Origin of the sequence: Nocardiopsis sp. NPDC007018, from assembly GCF_040635075.1 — a bacterium.
Taxonomy (GTDB): domain Bacteria; phylum Actinomycetota; class Actinomycetes; order Streptosporangiales; family Streptosporangiaceae; genus Nocardiopsis.
In genome coordinates, this window is record NZ_JBEYHA010000030.1 from 16,703 (window position 1) to 35,695 (window position 18,993).

Below are 18,993 nucleotides of genomic sequence, written 5' to 3' on the forward strand. Positions count from 1 at the left end.
GCGGCCCCCTCCCGCCAGAACCGTCGAGACGTCCCCCCGGCGTTCGGGACGTCTGGTCGTCTCCCAGGTCGAAACGGCCTGAGAAGCGATTTCCTCCCTGGTCAGGGCGGTGGTGCGGGGCCACCGCCATCCGCCCACCTGATGCGAGGAGACGAGATTGTGGCACAGGCGCAGTCACCGCACGATCGCGATGACCACTCCCTGGCCAAGATGATGTCGACGGAGGATGGGCGTGGAGCCAGGCGCGAAGGAAGGTTCCGCCGGGCCATCTCCCGGATGGTCAAGTCCCAGGAACCCCCGTCACCGGAGACCGAGCAAGGACATCCCGTGCATCAGCCCGTGCATCCGCACTCGCAGGACGCCGACCGAACGTCGGTCGGCGAGGAGACAGCCGCGACGGAGCCCCCCACCGGACCCTTCTCCGCGTCCGCCGAGAACGGTTACCGTCCCACCTCCCGGGTGAGCGTCCCCAACCCCTACACGACCCGGAGCCTGGAGATCGACGACGTCGACACCGGGGCCAACCCGGTCGGCCAGTGGCGCGGCGTCGGCCTCAACGAGCCCGAGCCGCGCAGCCCACACATCCCCGCCACCACGGACACCATGACCGACAGCCCCACACCTTCCGAGCGCGCGGAGCGGCCCCAGGCCCCCGTGCCACCCACGGCCCAGGCGGCCCACGACCCGGCGGGCGCCACACGGCACACCACGAGCGCCCACAGCGCCCACGAGGCGGCCAGGACCGAACCGTCCAGGGCCGAACCGGGCGTGCCCGAGGCCGCCGACACCCGGTACGCCGGCCCCCGCGCCGACCCGTACCGGGCCGCGGCCGAACCCGCCGCGCCTCCGGCGCCCGCGCCCGCGCCCCACGAGCAGCGCTACCCGGCCCCCGCCCAGGGCGCCGAGCCGGGCCGGGAGTACCGTCCGGCCGGGCAGGAGTCCCAGGCTCCCTACGGCGGTCACCTCGCGCACCAGGAGCGCAACGGCCACCCGGGCGAGTGGAACCAGCGGACCGCCCCGGCCCACCCGGAGCCGTACGGTCACCCCGAGGCGCGGCCCCGCCGCGATCACGGCGGCTACCCCGAGAACGCGGGCTACCCCGAGCAGGGCCACGGCTACCCGGGACACGGCTACGCCCGCCCCGAGCCCGCCCCGCACGCCTACCCGCGTCCGCCGCACGAGGCCCAGGGCCCCGCGCACTACCCCGGGTACGCCCCGCAGCCGCCCGCGTCGCACTACCCGGCCTACCCGCCGCTGCCCTACCAGAGCGCCTATCCGCTGCCCTACCAGCCGCCCGGCTACGTCCTCCCGGGCCAGCCGGTGGTCTACCCCGGTCAGTTCGCGCCCTACGGTCAGCTGAGCCCCTACGGGCAGCCGGTCCAGCACGTCATCGTGCTCGCCGCCGGACAGCAGCCCCAGGTGGTCACCGCCGAGTCGGCCGCCACGCTCCTGTCCGAGCGCGCCGAGTCCACCGTCGCTCCGGAGCTGGGCCAGGACCGCGCGCTCACCCGCTCCGAGCCCGGAACCGACTCCGAGACCGACGGCGGGGCCGCACCGGAGGCGGAGGCCGACCCGGCGCCCGCGCCCGTCCGGGACCGCGTCGAGGAGAGCGCCCCCGTGGCGCCGGTCGCGGCCGACGCCACGGAGGTCGCGACACCCGCCGCCGACCAGACGGCCCCCCAGGACGACCTCCTCAACGAGGCGCTGGCGGGTCTGGCCATGCGCGACCTCTCCCTGGTCGACGCCCTGCTGGAGATGGTGGAGTCGCTGGAGACCAGCGCCCAGGACCCGGACCTGCTCGACAAGCTCTTCCAGATCGACAACTTCGCGACCCGTATGCGACGCAACGGGGAGAACTTCCTGGTGCTGACGGGGCACGACGGTGGCGAGTCCGACGCCCACGACGAGATCGTCCCGCTGTTGGACGTCGCGCGCGCCGCGACCTCGGAGATCAAGGACTACCCCAGGGTCAGCCTGGGCAAGATCCCGCAGACCTCCATCACCGGTCTGGCCGCCGACGACATCAGCCACCTCCTGGCCGAGCTGCTCGACAACGCCACCGCCAACTCGCCGGAGCACTCGCAGGTCGTGATCAGTGCCCGCGAGCTGGACGACGGCCGCCTCATGATCGTCGTCGAGGACGAGGGCGTGGGCATCCCCGAGTCCCAGCTGGCCGAGCTCAACAGCCGTCTGGACGGCGAACCGGTCCTGGACGACGAGGTGCCCAAGCACATGGGCCTGTACGTCGCCAGCCGCATCGCCGAGAAACACAACCTGGAGACCAGGCTGGAGTCGCGCTCCTTCCGGGGGGTCAGCGCCTACACCATCGTCCCCAAGGAGCTCCTGCGGGTGGCCACCCCCCGGACCCCCGGACAGTCCAGTACCGCCACGATTCCGAGCGCGAGCCCCGCCGTGACCTCGACCGGACCGATTCCGCAGCAGTCCGCCAACGGCTCCTCGGGCAAGGGTTCCGCGGGCAACGGCCCCAGCGGGCCCAAGGCAGCGCCGAAGCCTCCCGTGGGAGGGACCTCGGCCGTCACGGCCGCGGGCCTGCCCCGGCGCAGCGCCACCCCGCACGGTTCGCCGCTGCGGATGCTGCCGCATCCCGACGCGCTGTCGGACAACCCGCCGCCGCCGCCGAAGGGCCGGGAGGACACCCCTGCCCGTCTCACCGGCGAGGCCCGCGCGGAACAGATCCGCGACGAGATCGGCGACTTCCTCGACGGTGAGCGCGCCGCGCTCGACGGCGAAGAGCTCGAGGACGGCAAGGAATGACCTCACACACGGGGGCCCGTGTGTTGCGCACGGGCCCCAGACCCCAGACCCCCAGCGAACACGACCTTCGGCCGAGGCAGGTAGAGCACAACCATGACTGAATCCACGAACGACAGCGTTGAGAACTTCTCGTGGCTCATCGACCGGTTCGTCCGGGACGTGCGCGGTGTCGAGCACGCCGTGGTGGTCTCCTCCGACGGCCTGGTCCTGACGCACTCCAGCGACTTCCCCGAGGTCCACGCCGAACAGCTCGCGGCCATCGCGAGCGGTCTGCACAGCCTCGCGGTCGGGGGCGCCAGCCTGTTCCAGAGGGGGGAGTGCGAGCAGCTCCTGGTCCGTTTCAACCACGGACACCTGTTCATCATGGCCATCAGCGACGGTTCCTGCATGGCGGTGCTCACCGCGCCGGGTACGGAGCTGAAGATCGTCGGTTTCCAGATGGCCAAGCTCGTGGACAACGTCGCCCACGTGCTCACTCCGCAGTTGCGCTCGCAGCTGCGCGAGGTCATCCAGAACTGACGACGGTGACCCGTAACGGTTCGGCAGGAATGAGGTTGCCGCGGCTATGAGCTTCCGCAGGCGAAGGAGTAACCGTGTTCGCCCGTTCACCTTCACGGGTGGGCGGACGCGGTCACGGCATCCGCTGATGGTGCAGACCCTGGTCTCGACGTCCGAGCCCGGGCAGGAACCTCCTGGCACCCTCATGCCGGAGTCGATCAGTATCTACAAACTGTGCCGGGAGACGCGGTCTCTCGCCGAGGTGTCGGCCGAGTTGAACATCCCCCTGGGTGTGACCCAGGTCCTGGTCAGTGACCTGGCCGAGCAGGACCTGGTGTACATTCACCCGACCATCACCGGTAGCAGTCCGTCCGAAAACCAGGTTCTGGAGAGGGCTCTTCGTGGTCTCGAACGACTTTTCCAGTGACAACAGGTCGAATCGCAAGAAGATGTCGAGCAAGATCGTCATCGCCGGTGGCTTCGGTGCCGGCAAGACGACCTTGGTGCGCTCGGTGTCGGAGATTCCGCCGGTCACGACTGAAGCGATCATGACCGAGGCCAGTGTCGGGCACGACGACACCTCGGTCACACCCGACAAGACGACGACCACCGTCGCGATGGACTTCGGCCGCATCACCATCGACGACGAACTGGTCATGTACATGTTCGGTACGCCGGGGCAGGCCCGGTTCTGGTTCATGTGGGACGATCTGGTCCGCGGCGCCGTGGGTGCCGTCGTCGTGGTCGACTGCCGAAGGCTCGCGGACTCCTTCGACGCGGTCGACTACTTCGAGACGAACAAGCGGATTCCCTACATCGTCGCGCTCAACAAGTTCGAGGGCCGACTCGACTACACCGCCGAGCAGGTCCGCGAGGCGCTGGAGGTCAGTCCGGAGGTCCCCATCATCGACTTCGACGCGCGGCACAGGACGTCCGGCGGCGACGTGCTCAAGACCCTGTTGCGGTACGCGCTGGAGCACAACCGAGCGAGCGAGCCCGTCGCCTGACGGGCGGGGGCGTTCGGACTCCCTCTGGCCGATCCTCCCCCGCGGCCCCGTAGATTCCCAGGAAAGTTAGCGACACAATGCGCAAGATCCTTATCGTCGGCGCTGGCCACGCCGGCCTGCACTTGGCCCACGGTCTCCTGACCCATGGCTACGACGTCACGGTGATCACGGGGCAGTCCTCGACGGAGATCCGGACGGGGCGGTCCTCGGTCACGCAGTTCACCCTCCCCACGTCGCTGAGCCACGAGCGCGAGTACGACCTCGACCTGTGGAGTGTGCTCTGCCCGCAGGTCCGCAACCAGCGCATCCACCTCTACCCGGGTTCGGGGCAGCCGGCCCTGTCCTTCTCCGGGCGCACGGGCCTGAACAACGACTACATGGTGTCCGTGGACCGCAGGGTGAAGATGGCCGACTGGCTGGAGTTCTTCGAGGACCGCGGGGGCAAGGTCGTCATCCACGGCGTCACCGTGACCGACCTCGACTACTTCTCCCGGATGTTCGACCTCATCATCGTCGCCGTGGGACACGGGGAGCTGGGTCAGCTCTTCGACTACGACGAGAGCAGGTTCAGCGGTGCGCGTCCCCGGTCGATGGCCCAGGCGCTGGTCTACGACGTCTGGCCGGACTCCAAGGACGACGTCAACGTCGGGTGGGCGGCCTCGGCGGCCGAGGCCGGGAACACCATCCTCATGCCGATCCTGAGCCAGGAGGGCCCCTGCCACGCCCTGGTGATGGTCGACAAGCGGGGTGGCCCCATGGACGCGTGGCCGGACCGGCCGGGTCCGGAGGAGCAGCTGCGCCGGATGAAGGACCTGTTGCGCCGCTACGCGCCGGAGTACTACGAGCGCGTCAAGGACGCGGCGCTGGTGGACGGCTACGGCAGCACCCTCACCGACGAGGTCACGCCGCAGGTGCGCAACCCCGTCGGGGTCCTGCCGTCCGGGGGCAAGGTCCTGGGGATGGCGGACGTGGTCGTCACGATGGACCCCTACGTCGGTCAGAGCTGGAACAACTCCATGCACTGCGCGAAGGCCTACCTCGAGGCGATCATGGAGCACGGGGACCGGGAGTTCGACGAGAACTTCCTGGTCAGCATGTTCGACCGCTTCTGGGAATTCGGTCTGCACAACCAGTTGTGGTCCGAGATGAATTCCACGATCTGGGATCGGGGTGACATGCCGGAGTACTTCAACGACCTCATCGCGGGGGCTCAGCGCTACCCCGAGATCGCGGACCGTTGGATTCGTGGGTGGGACTACCCGCCTGACTACGCCAACTGGCTTCTGGACCCCGAGGAGGCCATGAAGTACGTCGCGGAGGTCCGGGCTCGGCACGGAGACTGACCGCCGATCGCGCCGCCGCACCCCTGCCCGATGTCTCCGGACATCGGGCATTTCCTTTTGGTAACAATGTGGAGAAAAAGGGGGTTCTGTTGCGCTCTGAATGGGCGTCGTCTAATGACCGAAAACAAGTGATCCGTTGTCATGTGTCCTGAATCGCGGATACGATCCACTCTGCATAAGGCGTGAAAGCGCATATGCGGCACGTGCGCTCCACGTGAGAATGGAGTCGTGTGCGGCTTGTCCGCCCCGCCGCTCGGCGCCCCGGAGGCACACCGGGTAGCCGCGGAGGGGCCTCGTGCCTGTCACCACCGCCTCGCGCCGCGCGGCCCGGGCGGTGCGCGTGCACCTTCACGAGAACCGCAAGCCGGCCCCGTGACATGCCCCGGGCCGTGACCCGTTCGGGGCGAGGACGTCGAGTTCGACCGGAGGAACGCGATGACCAGGGACCCTGACAGCGGTGACGTCGCCCGTCCGCCCGTTGCGGTCGTGGGGATGGCCTGCCGCCTCCCCGGGGCCTCCAACCCGGAATCCTTCTGGCGACTGCTGTGCGAGGGCCGCGAGGCCATCACCCCGCCGCCCGAGCGCCTCGGATGGAGCTCCCCCGAGCGGGACCGCAACTGGGGCGGCTACCTGGACCGCGCCGAGGACTTCGACGCCGCCTTCTTCGGCGTCTCGCCGCGCGAGGCCGTGGCCATGGACCCCCAGCAGCGGCTGATGCTCGAACTGAGCTGGGAGGCGGTCGAGAACGCGCGCACCGCGCCCGACAGCCTGCGCGGCACCCGGACCGGCGTCTTCACCGGCGCGATCGCCTCCGACTACGCGCTTTTGCTGCGCGACCTTCCCGCCACGCACCACAGCCTCACCGGTGGCCAACGCGGCATGATCGCCAACCGCGTGTCCTACACGCTCGGTCTGCGCGGCCCCAGTATGACTGTGGACAGCGGCCAGTCCTCGTCCCTGGTCGGCGTGCACGCCGCCATGGAGAGTCTGCGCGACGGCGCCTGCGACCTCGCCCTGGCGGGCGGGGTCAACCTCATCCTCCAACCCCACAGCACCGAGCACGTGGCCCAGTTCGGCGGTCTGTCGCCCGACGCCCACTGCTACACCCTCGACGCCCGCGCCAACGGTTACGTCAGGGGCGAGGGCGGGGTCGTGCTCGTCCTCAAGCCGCTCGACCGCGCGCTGGCCGACGGCGACCACGTCCACGCGGTGCTGTCCGGCGGGGCCGTCAACAACTCCGGCCCCACCGCCTTCCTCGCCCGGCCCGAACCCGAGGGCCAGGCCGAGGTCGTGCGCACGGCGCACCGCCGGGCGGGGATCGACCCCGCCCACGTGGGCTACGTGGAACTGCACGGGACCGGCACCCCGGCGGGCGACCCGGTCGAGGCGGCCGCCCTCGGCTCGGTCTTCGCCGGTCGCCCCGGAGTCCTGCGCGTCGGCTCGGCCAAGACCAACGTCGGGCACCTGGAGGGCGCGGCCGGCATCGTCGGCCTGCTCAAGGTGGTGCTCAGCCTCTCCCACGGGCTGCTGCCCCCCACCCGGAACTTCTCCACCCCCCACCCCGAGATCGACCTGGAGGGGCTCGGGCTGCTCCCGCAGACCGCGAGGGAGCCCTGGCCGACCGACGCCCCCCTGGCCGGGGTGTCCTCCTTCGGCATGGGCGGTACCAACTGCCACCTGGTGCTCGCCCCACCGCCCCGGCGCTCGCCCGACACCTCCCAGCAGTCCCCCGGAGAGGGGGCACTGGACCCGGTGCCGTGGGTCCTCTCGGCGGGCTCGGACGACGCCCTGCGCGCGCAGGCCTCGGTGCTGCACTCCTTCGTGTCCAAGCGGCCCGGCCTGCGCCCTGAGGACGTGGGGTACTCGCTGGCCACCACCCGCACGGTCATGGACCACCGCGCCGTCATCCTGGCGCCGGGCGGCAGCGGCACCCGCGAACTGGAGTCGATCCGCCCCTCCGGCACCCCGGTGACGACGCGCGACGGCCGGGGCCCCGTCCTGGTCTTCCCCGGGCAGGGCGGGCAGTGGGCGGGCATGGCCCGCGCGCTCCTGGACGGTGACGGCCGCCTGGCCCGGCTCTTCGGCCGACGGCTGCGTGAGTGCGAGCGGGCCCTGGACCCGTACGTGGACTGGTCCCTGACCCGGGTGCTGCGGGGGGAGCCCGGCGCCGCCCGTTACGTGGGCCCCGACTCCCGTGTGGACGTCGTGCAGCCGGTCCTGTGGGCGGTCATGGTGGCCCTGGCCCGGGTGTGGGAGGCCATGGGCGTGCGCCCGGCCGCCGTGATCGGCCACTCCCAGGGCGAGATCGCGGCGGCCCACGTGGCCGGTGTGTTGACCCTGGAGGACGCGGCCAAGGTCGTGGCGTTGCGCAGCCAGGCGCTCACGGCGCTCGGCGGCAGCGGGGCGATGGCCTCGCTCGGGGTCGGTCCCGAGCGGGCCCGGGAACTCGCCGAGGCCCTGCCCGACCTGCACCTGGCCGCCGTCAACGGTCCGGAGTCCGTGGTGGTCTCGGGTGCCCCCGCGTCGGTGCGCGCCGCCGTGGACCACTGCGTGGACGCGGGAGCGCACGCGGCCCTCGTGGACGTCGACTACGCCTCGCACTCGGCCCACGTCGAACGGGTGCGCGAGCCCCTGCTCGAACAGCTGGCTGACGTCACCCCCCGCCCGGCCCGCGTCCCGGTGCTGTCGACGCTGACCGGCGGCGGGCTCGGCGAGGACGGGCCGCCCATGGACGGCCGGTACTGGTACGAGGGCCTGCGCAATCCGGTCCTGTTCGCCGAGACGGTGGCGGGCGCCGTCGCGGACGGGCACACCACCTTCCTCGAGGTCGGCCCGCACCCGGTGCTGCACCACGGTGTCGAGGGCGTGCTCGCCGCACAGGGGGTGCGCGGCTCGGTCCTGGCCACGCTGCGCCGGGACCACGGGGACGTGGCGCAGCTGTTGACCGCCGCCGCACAGGCCTTCACCTCGGGGCTCTACGTCGACTGGGGGAGTCTGTTCCGCGGTTCGGGCGCGCACCGGATCGACCTTCCCACCTATCCTTTCCAGCGGACCCGGTTCTGGCCGGAGACGGCCCCGGCGGCGCCGGTCGCCGGGGCGCCGACCGCGCTCCCGGCCCCCCACGCCTCGGAGGCGGAACGAGCCGGGGAGACCACCGGGCTGGTCGCGGCCCTGTGCGCGCGGGTGCTCGAACGGGACGCTCTGGACCCCGCAGACGAACGAAGGGCCTTCCGGGACCTCGGCTTCGACTCCATCATGCTGCTCGAACTGGCCGACCTGGTGGAGGACGAGACCGGGGTCCGGCTGGAGGACGCCGTCCTGTTCGAGCTCCCCACCCCCGCGGCCCTCGCCGGGCACGTCGCCGGGGAACTGGGTGGGGAGCCGGTCACGGCGGAGCGGCCCGCCGCCGCGTCGCGCGGGGCCGTCTCCACGCCGCCCTCCGGGGCGGTCGCCGACGACGACCCGATCGCCATCACCGCGATGGCCTGCCGACTGCCGGGCGGGGCGCGCTCCCCGGAACGGCTGTGGCGGCTCGTACAGGACGGGACCGACGCCATCGGGGCCTTCCCGGAGAACCGGGGGTGGGACCTGGACGCCCTGTACGACCCCGAGCCCGGCACCCCCGGACGCACCTACACGCGACACGGAGGCTTCCTCTACGACGCCGACCTCTTCGACCCCGGCTTCTTCGGCATCAGCCCCCGCGAGGCCGATGCCATGGACCCGCAGCAGCGTCTGCTGCTGGAGACCTCCTGGGAGGCGATCCAGCGGGCCGGGATCGACCCCGCCAGCCTGCGCGGCGAGCAGGTGGGCGTGTTCGTCGGAGCGATGCCGACCGAGTACGGCGCGCGCCTGGCCGACCCCTCCAGCAGTGCCGACGGCGGATACCGGCTCACCGGGAGCACCCTGAGCGTCGCCTCCGGGCGCATCGCCTACGTTCTCGGTCTCCACGGCCCCGCGCTCACCATCGACACCGCCTGCTCCGGTTCGCTCGTGGCGCTGCACCAGGCCGCCGCGGCGCTGCGCCGGGGCGAGTGCTCGATGGCGCTGGCGGGGGGCGCGACCGTCATGGCCACCCCCGGCATGTTCCTGGAGTTCTCCGCCCAGCGCGGCCTGTCCGCCGACGGGCGCTGCCGCGCGTTCGGAGCCGGGGCCGAGGGCACGGCGTGGGCCGAGGGCGCCGGCGTCCTCCTGCTCGAACGGGTCTCCCAGGCCCGCCGCAACGGTCGTCCCGTGCTGGCCCTGCTGCGCGGCAGCGCGGTCAACTCCGACGGGGCCTCCAACGGCCTGACCGCACCCAACCCGCAGGCCCAGGAACGCGTGATCCGCCAGGCCCTGGCCTCCGCCGACCTCGCCCCGCACGAGGTCGACGCGGTCGAGGCGCACGGAACGGGCACCCGCCTCGGCGACCCGGTCGAGGCCCGTGCCCTGATGTCCGTGTACGGGGGCGACCGCGAGCACGACCTCCTGCTGGGTTCGCTCAAGTCCAACATCGGCCACGCACAGGCGGCGGCCGGCGTCGCGGGCGTGATCAAGACCGTGGAGGCGCTGCGCCACGGCCGCCTGCCCCGGACCCTGCACGTGGAGCGCCCCACGGACCGGGTGGAATGGGACGACAGCGGGGTACGACTGCTGGCCGAGGAGACGCCCTGGCCCGACACCGGGCGCCCCCGGCGCGCGGCGGTGTCCTCCTTCGGCATCAGCGGTACCAACGCCCACGTGGTGTTGGAGGGGGTCGCCGACGAGGGCGCCCCGGTCACCGTGCCCGACGACCCCTTCGAGCGGACCCGGCACTGGTTGACACCGCAAGCGCCCCGGAGCGCGGAACCGCGAACGGCCCAGCGCCTGCTGGGCGAGGGGTTGAGCCTCGCCGACGGCGGCGCGGTGTTCCAGGGCCGGGTCGCCGTGGCGGACCACCCCTGGGCGGGCGACCACCGGGTGCTGGGCCGCGTCATGCTCCCCGGTACCGCCGTGGTGGACCTGGTCGCCGAGGCGGCCGCGTCGGTCGGAGCGGACACGGTGTCCGACCTCGTACTGGAGGCTCCCCTGACGCTGGGCCGGGCCGGTACGGCCCAACTCCAGGTCATGGTCGGCGCACGGGAGGCCGGGGGGCCGCGCCGGGTCAACGTGTACGCGCGCCGCGAGGGAGCGGACGAGGCACCCTGGATACGCTACGCCAGCGGTTCCGTGGTCCGCTCCCAGGAGGGGACCGAAGGAACGGAGGACGGCACTGGTGCCGACACCGTCGCGCCCCCCGGCGCGGTACGGGTCCCGGTCGACTACCCGGGCCTTCGGGGTCTGGGCTACGACTACGGCCCCGCCTTCCAGGGGCTGACGTCGGTGTGGGAACACGGCGGGGAGTACTTCCTCGAAGCCGGACTACCCGGTACCGCCGGCTCGGCGGCCCCCTTCCACGGCCTGCACCCGGCCCTGTCGGACGCCGTGCTGCACGCGGTGCTGCCGGGGGGCGCGGGCGGCCGCGAGGGCACCGCGGTGCCGTTCGCCTGGAGCGGGGTCCGTGTGACCCCCAGCGGCGGCGCGGCGGCTCCGGGAGGCCTGCGGGCCCGGATCACCCCGTTGGGCGGGGACCGCTACCGGGTCCTGGCCACCGACACCGGCGGCTCGGTCCTGTGGACCGTGGACGAGCTGACCCTGCGGCCGCTGGGAGCCGACACGCTCCCTGATCCCGAGCCGGGGGAGGTTCCCGAACTCCACGAACTCGTGTGGGAGCGGGTGACCCCGCCGGGTGCCGACGGGACCGACCCGTGCCCGGCCCCCCTGCCGGCCTTCGAGGACCTGGACCCCGAGGCCCCCGTGCCGGGGCTGGTCTGCGTCGAACTGCCCGCGTCCGTGGTCTACGCGGACGGCGGCACGCTTCCCGACGCGGTCCGGCGGGGGCTGGAGTCGGCCCTGGAGTCGGTCCGCGCATGGCTGGCCGACGAGCGCACCGCCGACTCCCGCCTCGCCCTGATCACCTGGCGGGCGGTCCCCGCCACACCCGGCGAGGCGCTGCCCGGTATCGCGGCCAGCGCGGTCTGGGGCCTGCTGCGCACCGCGCAGCGCGAGCACCCGGGACGCCTCGTCCTGCTGGACTCCGACGGGGCCGAGGAGTCCCACCGGGTGTTGTCGGTGGCGCTGGCACTCGACGAACCACAGGTCGCCCTGCGTTCGGGTGAGGTGCTGGTGCCCCGGCTGCGCAGGACCGCCGACGGCGAGGAGGGGCCCCTGGCGCCCGCCGGACGCCTGTGGCGCGCGGACACCCGGAGCCCGGGCTCCCTGGACTCCTTGGAGGCGGTGCCCTCCGGCGCGGCCGGGGCCCCTCTGGGCCGTTCCGAGGTGCGCCTCTCCGTCCGGGCCGCCGGGCTGAACTTCCACGACGTGGTCACGGCGCTGGGCGTGGTCGACGACGGTGTCGGCGTCGGTATCGAGGGCGCCGGGGTGGTGCTGGAGACCGGTGCGGACGTCACGGACCTGGCCCCCGGTGACCGGGTGTTCGGCATGTTCGACGGCGCCTTCGGTCCCTTCGCCGTGGCGGACCGACAGCGGTTGGCCCACGTGCCCGGAGGCTGGACCTTCGAGCAGGCCGCCGCGGTCCCGGTGGCGTTCCTCAGCGCCTACCACGGGCTGGTGGACCTGGCCGCCGTGCGCCCTGGCGAGAGCGTGCTCGTGCACGCGGCCGCCGGAGGCGTGGGGACGGCCGCCGTGCAGCTCGCCCGCCACATGGGGGCCCGGGTGTTCGGTACCGCGAGCCCGCACAAGTGGCCCGGACTGGCCGCGTACGGGCTGGCCCCGGACCAGCTGGCCTCCTCCCGCACGCTGGAGTTCGAGAACCGACTGCGCGAGGCCAACGACGGCCGGGGCGTGGACGTGGTCCTCAACTCGCTCTCCGGTGAGTTCGTGGACGCCTCGTTGCGCCTGCTGCGCTCGCCCAGGGACGGCAGGGGGCCGGGCGGCCGGTTCGTGGAGATGGGCAAGACCGACGTGCGCGCCGCCGCCGGGGTGGCCGAGCGGCACCCCGGCTGCCACTACGAGGCGTTCAGCCTGCCCCACGTGGACGCCGACCGTGTCGGGCAGATGCTCGCCCGGGTGGTGGAGTTGTTCGAGGAGGGCGCCCTCACCCTCCCGCCGCTCACCGTGTACGACGTGGGCGACGCCCAGTCGGCCTTCCGCGCCCTCCAGCGCGGCGAGACCGTCGGCAAGCTGGTCCTGCGCGTCCCCGCCCCCTTCCCCCGGGAGGGCACCGTGCTGGTCACGGGCGGCACCGGGGGCCTCGGCCACCGTGTGGCCCGCCACCTGGTCACCGGGTACGGGGTCCGGGACCTGCTGCTGCTCGGCCGCCGGGGCCCCGACACCCCGGGTCAGGAGGAGCGCACCGCGCAGCTGGAGGCGCTCGGCGCCCGCGTGGAGGTGGTGGCCTGCGACGCCTCCGACCGGGAGGCCCTCGGCCGGGTCCTGGCCGCGATCCCCGAGGACCGTCCGCTGCGGTCCGTGGTGCACGCGGCGGGCGCGCTCGACGACGCCACCGTCGCCGCCCTGACCCCCGAACGGTTGGACGCGGTGCTGCGGCCGAAGGTGGACGCGGCGTGGAACCTGCACGAACTCACCGACGACCTCTCCGCGTTCGTGGTGTTCTCCTCGGCGGTGGGCGTGCTGGGCAACCCGGGGCAGGCCAACTACGCGGCCGCCAACGTCTTCTGTGACGTCCTGGCCCACCTGCGCCGGGAGGCGGGCCTGCCGGCCATCTCGCTGTCGTGGGGGCTCTGGGCGGGTGGCAGCGGCATGACCGGCCACCTGGAGGAGGACGACCTGGCCGCCCTCGGCCGGAGCGGACTCCTACCGATGCGGCCCGACGCCGCGCTGGACCTGTTCGACGCCGCCGTGGCCCGGAACCCCGTCCACGCGGTACCGGCGTGGCTCTCCCCGGCCGCCGACGCCAGCGTGCTCCGGGGGCTCCTGTCGGGCCCCGGAACCGACCCGGCCGCGGTCGCCGTGGTGTCCGGCGCCTCCCCGCACGGGGCGGCAGCCGAGGGGGAGGACACCGACCCCGCCGCGAGGTTCGCGGCCATGGGCGCCGACGAACGCTCCCGAGCCCTGCTGGAGGAGGTCCGCGCGCACACCGCCGTGGTCCTGGGCCACCGGGCCGGGTCGCCGTCCGGCGTGGACCCCGACCGGCCCTTCACCGAGCAGGGAACGGACTCGCTCACCAGCGTCGAACTACGCAACCGGCTCAGTGCGGCCGTGGGGGTGCGGGTACCGGCCACCGCCGTCTTCGATCACCCCACGCCCCGCGCGCTGGCGCGCTCGCTCGACGTCCTCCTGGCACCCGGGCCCGAGGCCGCGGGGGAACGCCCCGGGAAGCACCGCACGGGCGGGGCCGCAGAGGCGGGGGGAGACGGGGAGGCCATCGACGCGATGGGCGTCGACGAACTGGTGGACCTCGCCCTGCGGGGCCCCGGTGTATGACGAGGAGGCTTGAGTTGAGCAGTGACAGCGAACGCCTGGTGTCGGCGCTCAGGACCGCGATGAAGGAGAACTCGCGCCTCCGTGCCGAACTGGAGGGCGGGCCCGAGCCGATCGCCGTCGTCGCGACCGGGTGCCGTCTGCCCGGCGGGGTCGACACCCCCGAACAGCTGTGGGACATGGTCTCCCAGGGGCGGGAGGCGCGCGGCCCCCTCCCCGACGACCGGGGGTGGGACCTGCCCGGGCTGGTGGCCGGGTCGGACGACGACCGCCGCGTCGCCATGGACCGGGGCTCCTTCCTGCGGGGCGCCTTCGACTTCGACCCGGCCTTCTTCGGCATCTCGCCGCGCGAGGCCGAGGCCATGGAGCCCCAGCAGCGGTTGCTGCTCGAACTGGCGTGGGAGACGCTGGAACGCGGGGGTCTGGCCCCGACTTCGCTGACGGGCAGCGACACGGGCGTCTACGTCGGACTGGCCCACCAGGAGTACGGGCCGCCCGTACACGCCGCGGAGTCGGACGGGGTCACACTGACCGGGGTGTCGGCCAGCGTGGCCTCCGGACGTATCTCCTACTGCCTCGGCCTGGTCGGTCCGGCGCTGACCGTGGACACCGCGTGCTCCTCCTCACTGGTCGCCCTCCACCTGGCCGTGCGCGCCCTGCGCGACGGCGACTGCTCCCTGGCACTGGCCGGTGGGGCCACGGTCATGTCCGGCCCCGGCACCCTCACCGAGTTCACCCGCCTGCGCGGGGTGGCGCCCGACGGCCGCTGCAAGGCCTTCGCGGACGGCGCGGACGGCGCCGCCTTCTCCGAGGGCGCGGGCATGGTCCTTCTGGAGCGCCTGTCCGACGCGCACCGCAACGGCCACCCGGTCCTGGCCGTGGTCAGGGGAGGCGCGGTCAACCAGGACGGCGCCTCCAACGGGCTCACCGCTCCCAACGGCCCCTCCCAGGTCCGCGTGATCGGCCGGGCCCTGGCGGACGCCGGTCTGGAACCGGGGGAGGTCGACCTGGTCGAGGCCCACGGAACGGGGACACCGCTGGGCGACCCGATCGAGGCCCAGGCACTGATCGACGCCTACGGCCGTGGACGCGACCGGGACCACCCGCTCTGGCTGGGGTCCCTCAAGTCCAACATCGGACACCCGCAGGCGGCCGCCGGGGTGGCGGGCGTGGTCAAGGCGGTCGAGGCGCTGCGCCGTGGCGTCATGCCCCCCACGCTGCACGCGGACCGGCCCAGCGCCCACGTGGACTGGGAGGACGGCGGGGTCCGGCTCCTCCAGGAGCCCCGTTCCTGGACACCCGAGGGTCGGCCGCGTCGGGCGGCCGTCTCCTCCTTCGGTATGAGCGGGACCAACGCCCACCTGATCCTGGAGCAGGCGCCCGAGCCGCGGACGGACCCTCCGGCCGAGGGGACGCCCGACCGCTCCCGCCCGGCTCCGGTCTCGGGCGCCGTGGCCTGGCCGCTGTCCGCCCGGAGCCCCGAGGCACTCGGCGCGCAGGCCGCGAGGTTGCGCGAGCACGTGGAGCGGCGTCCCGGACTGGCTCCCGCCGACGTCGGGCTGTCGTTGGCCACCACCCGGTCGGCGCTCGAACACCGTGCCGTGGCCGTGGGCCGCGACCGTGAGGAGCTCCTGGCCGCGCTGGGCGCCGTCGAGGCGGGGACGCCGGGCGCGTCCACGGCCACGGGCCGGGCCCGTCCGGACCGGCGCCCCGTGCTGGTCTTCCCCGGCCAGGGCGGTCAGTGGGAGGGCATGGCCGTGGAGCTGCTGGACTCCTCCGCGGAGTTCGCCTCTCACGTGGACGCCTGCGAACGGGCCCTGGAACCGCACGTGGGGTGGCGGCTCACCGACGTGCTGCGCGGACGGGCGGGCGCGCCCGCCCTGGACCGCGCCGACGTCGTCCAGCCCGCCCTCTGGGCGGTCATGGTCGCGCTGGCACGCCTGTGGATGGCCCACGGTCTGACCCCGGCCGCCGTGGTCGGGCACTCCCAGGGGGAGGTCGCCGCCGCGCACATCGCCGGGGCCCTGAGCCTGGAGGACGCCGCCAAGGTGGTGGCGCTGCGCAGCGGGGCCGTGCTCGAACTCGCCGGGACCGGGGCGATGGTCTCGGTCGCCGCCGCCGAGCCCGACCTGCGCGACCGGCTGGCCGCCTGGGAGGGGGTGGTCGGCGTGGCCGCCACCAACGGTCCCGGGAGCACCGTCATCGCGGGTCGGCCCGACGCGGTGGCCCTGGTGGTCGAGGAGTGCGAGGCCGACGGCCTGCGCACCAGGACGATCGCCGTCGACTACGCCTCGCACACCCCCGCGGTGGACGTCCTGGAAGAGCGCGTCACGGCCGAACTGTCGGGTGTCACCCCCGGACGTCCGATGATCCCCTTCTACTCCACCCTCACCGGTGGCGCCCTGGACGGGCGCCCGCTCGACGCGGCCTACTGGTTCGAGGGGTTGCGCCGACCGGTGCGCTTCGCCGAGGCGACCCGGGCCCTGGTCGAGGCGGGCCACGACGTGTTCGTCGAGGTCGGTCCGCATCCCGTGCTGACGCCCGCGATCCAGGAGACCCTGGAGGAGGCGGGCGCCGACGACGCGGTGGCGCTGGCGACCCTGCGCCGGGACGAAGGGGGCCCGGTCCGGTTCCTGACGTCCCTGGGACAGGCCCACGCCCACGGAGTGGACCTGGACTGGACCTCGCTCTCGGGCCCGGACGCCGTCCCCGTGCCCCTGCCCACCTACGCCTTCCAGCGTCGGCGCTACTGGCGTCCGGGTCCCGGACCGGCCCCGTCCGGGCGGGAGGACGGCCCGGTGGACGCACCGGCGCGGGCCTCCGGCGACGCCTGGACCTACCGCGAGGAGTGGGTGCCCCTCCCGGTCTCATCGGAACCGGGCGCACCGGGGGACGCCTCCCGGGACCGGGGCACCTGGTTGCTGGTCGGCTCCCGCCCCGGGGCCGCCCTCCAGGGGTGCGCCGAGGCCCTGGAGCGCCACGGGTACCGCACGCGCGTGCTCGACCTGCCGGACGGCGCGGGACGGCGGGAAGCGGCCGCGCTGCTCTCCACCGCCCGTGACGGCGCGGTCCCCGTCGCCGGCGTACTGCTGTCCACCTCCCTCGACACCGGGCCCGGCCCCGTCCGACCGCCCTCCGCCGCTCCCGCCCACCGGGACGCCGTGGCCGTCCTCCAAGCCCTGGTCGACACCGGGACCGACGCGCCGCTGTGGTGCCTGACCAGCGGCGCCGTCAACAGCGGCGCGGGTACGGGCGACCCTGCCGCAGCCCTGTTGTGGGGTTTCGGCCGGGTGGCGGCCCAGGAGCACACCGACCGCTGGGGAGGGCTGGTCGACCTGCCCGACCCGGACGACCCGGGTTCCGGGGCCGCGCTGGCCTCGGTCCTGACCGGCCGGTCCGCCCGGGGCGAGGACCAACTCGCGATCCACGGAACCACGGTGCTGGCCCGACGCCTCGTCCGCGTCCGCGTCCCCGACGACGGCCCCCGCGACTGGCGGCCCTCGGGCACCGTGCTGGTCACCGGAGGAACCGGTGGACTCGGCGCGCACACCGCGCGCTGGCTCGCCGAGCGGGGCGCGCCGCACCTGCTCCTGGTCAGCCGTCGCGGCCCCGAGGCCCCCGGCGCCACGGAACTCGTCGACGAGCTTCGCGCCCTGGGCGCCCGCGTCACACTGGTCGCCCGTGACGTCGGTGACCGCGACCAGCTCCGCGAGACGCTGTCCGAGGTGCCCTCGGACCTGCCCCTGACGGCGGTCTTCCACACGGCGGTCCACCTGGACGACGCGCCCGTGGCCGACCTCGCCCCGGAGGCCCTGGCCCGCGCCCTGCGCGCCAAGGCCGACGGAGCCGTGCATCTGCACGAGCTCACCCGCGACCTGGACCTGTCGGCGTTCGTGCTGTTCTCGTCGGTCGGGGCGGTGTTCGGCGTCACCGGCCAGGGCAACTACGCCCCCGGCAACGTCTTCTGCGAGTCCCTCGCCCATCACCGCAGGTCGCTGGGCCTGACCGCGACCTCGATCGCCTGGGGCGCCTGGGAGGGCGCCGGGATGGCCGGACGCGAGGCGGTGGCCGGGCTGCTGCGCCGCCACGGACTGCCCACGATGAAGCCCGAGCTGGCACTGGCCGGTCTGGGCCGCGTCCTGGACCACGACCTCACGGCGCTGGCCGTCGCCGACGTCGACTGGCCGCGTTTCCGGGTGGCCTTCACCGCGAACCGGCCCAGCCCGCTGGTCGGCGACCTCGGCGTGACCGGCTCCGCCGGGAACGGGGGCCGCACCGGTCCCGCTGAGGGGGCCGTGACCGGCACCGAGCCACGCGAGGGCGGCGCGGGTCTGCGATCGCGCCTGTCCGGGGCGGGGCGCGCCGAACGCGTGCGCGTCCTCACCGGTCACGTGAGCGAGCACGTGGCGGCCATCCTCGGATACGACTCCGGCGACGCGGTCCCGGCCGACCGGGGCCTGAAGGACCTGGGCATGGACTCGGTCACCGCCGTGGAGCTGCGCAACCGGCTCACCGCTCTCACCGGGGTCCGCCTGCCCCCGGCGGTCGCCTTCGACCACCCCACCTGCTCCGCGCTGGCGCGCCACGTGGAGGAGCGGGTCTTCGGCAGCGCGGAGGAGGTCGTCCTGGAGCGCCTCGACGGGCTCGCCGCCGCGCTCGACGAGTACGAGGGCGCCGACGGCTCCCGCGTGGCGGAGCGGCTCCGCGCCCTGCTGGGGAGGCTGGAGCCGGACGCACCGGGGAGCCTCGGCGGGAAGACCGACGGGGCCGACCTCGACTCCGCGTCGCGGGAGGAGCTCTTCGCCCTCATCGACGAGACCCTGGCGGACTGAGCCCGCCCTCCTCCCCGTCCGGCCGCGCGGCCCCCACGATCCCCAGTCCCCACCACCCCCGGCGCCCCGGTGCCGCGA

The 18,993-nt window shown here is 73.8% G+C and carries 7 protein-coding genes; all 7 read left to right on the top strand.

Annotated elements, in window-relative coordinates; all coding sequences use genetic code 11:
• Positions 1 to 327 precede the first annotated feature (327 nt).
• The 7 genes from ABZ635_RS17370 (at position 328) to ABZ635_RS17400 (ending at position 18,915) form a co-directional block, all read left to right on the top strand.
• Positions 328 to 2,775 (top strand): ATP-binding protein, encoded by a 2,448-nt coding sequence (locus ABZ635_RS17370; protein WP_357765817.1) that lies wholly within the window; start codon positions 328 to 330, stop codon positions 2,773 to 2,775.
• Between the two features lie 93 nt (positions 2,776 to 2,868).
• Positions 2,869 to 3,294, top strand: coding sequence for a roadblock/LC7 domain-containing protein (locus ABZ635_RS17375; RefSeq protein WP_017543700.1), 426 nt, complete (start codon positions 2,869 to 2,871; stop codon positions 3,292 to 3,294).
• 46 nt (positions 3,295 to 3,340) lie between these two features.
• Positions 3,341 to 3,700: a DUF742 domain-containing protein gene (locus ABZ635_RS17380; RefSeq protein ID WP_013151545.1), complete on the top strand. Its 360-nt coding sequence runs from the start codon at positions 3,341 to 3,343 to the stop codon at positions 3,698 to 3,700.
• A 22-nt stretch (positions 3,701 to 3,722) separates the two neighbouring features.
• On the top strand, positions 3,723 to 4,280 hold the full coding sequence (locus tag ABZ635_RS17385) for an ATP/GTP-binding protein (RefSeq protein ID WP_049576901.1): 558 nt from the start codon (positions 3,723 to 3,725) through the stop codon (positions 4,278 to 4,280).
• Positions 4,281 to 4,357: 77 nt separating this feature from the next.
• On the top strand, positions 4,358 to 5,623 hold the full coding sequence (locus ABZ635_RS17390; protein WP_357765822.1) for a styrene monooxygenase/indole monooxygenase family protein: 1,266 nt from the start codon (positions 4,358 to 4,360) through the stop codon (positions 5,621 to 5,623).
• A gap of 435 nt (positions 5,624 to 6,058) precedes the next feature.
• Positions 6,059 to 14,086: an SDR family NAD(P)-dependent oxidoreductase gene (locus ABZ635_RS17395; RefSeq protein WP_357765825.1), complete on the top strand. Its 8,028-nt coding sequence runs from the start codon at positions 6,059 to 6,061 to the stop codon at positions 14,084 to 14,086.
• Between the two features lie 14 nt (positions 14,087 to 14,100).
• On the top strand, positions 14,101 to 18,915 hold the full coding sequence (locus ABZ635_RS17400) for an SDR family NAD(P)-dependent oxidoreductase (RefSeq protein ID WP_357765827.1): 4,815 nt from the start codon (positions 14,101 to 14,103) through the stop codon (positions 18,913 to 18,915).
• Positions 18,916 to 18,993 lie beyond the last annotated feature (78 nt).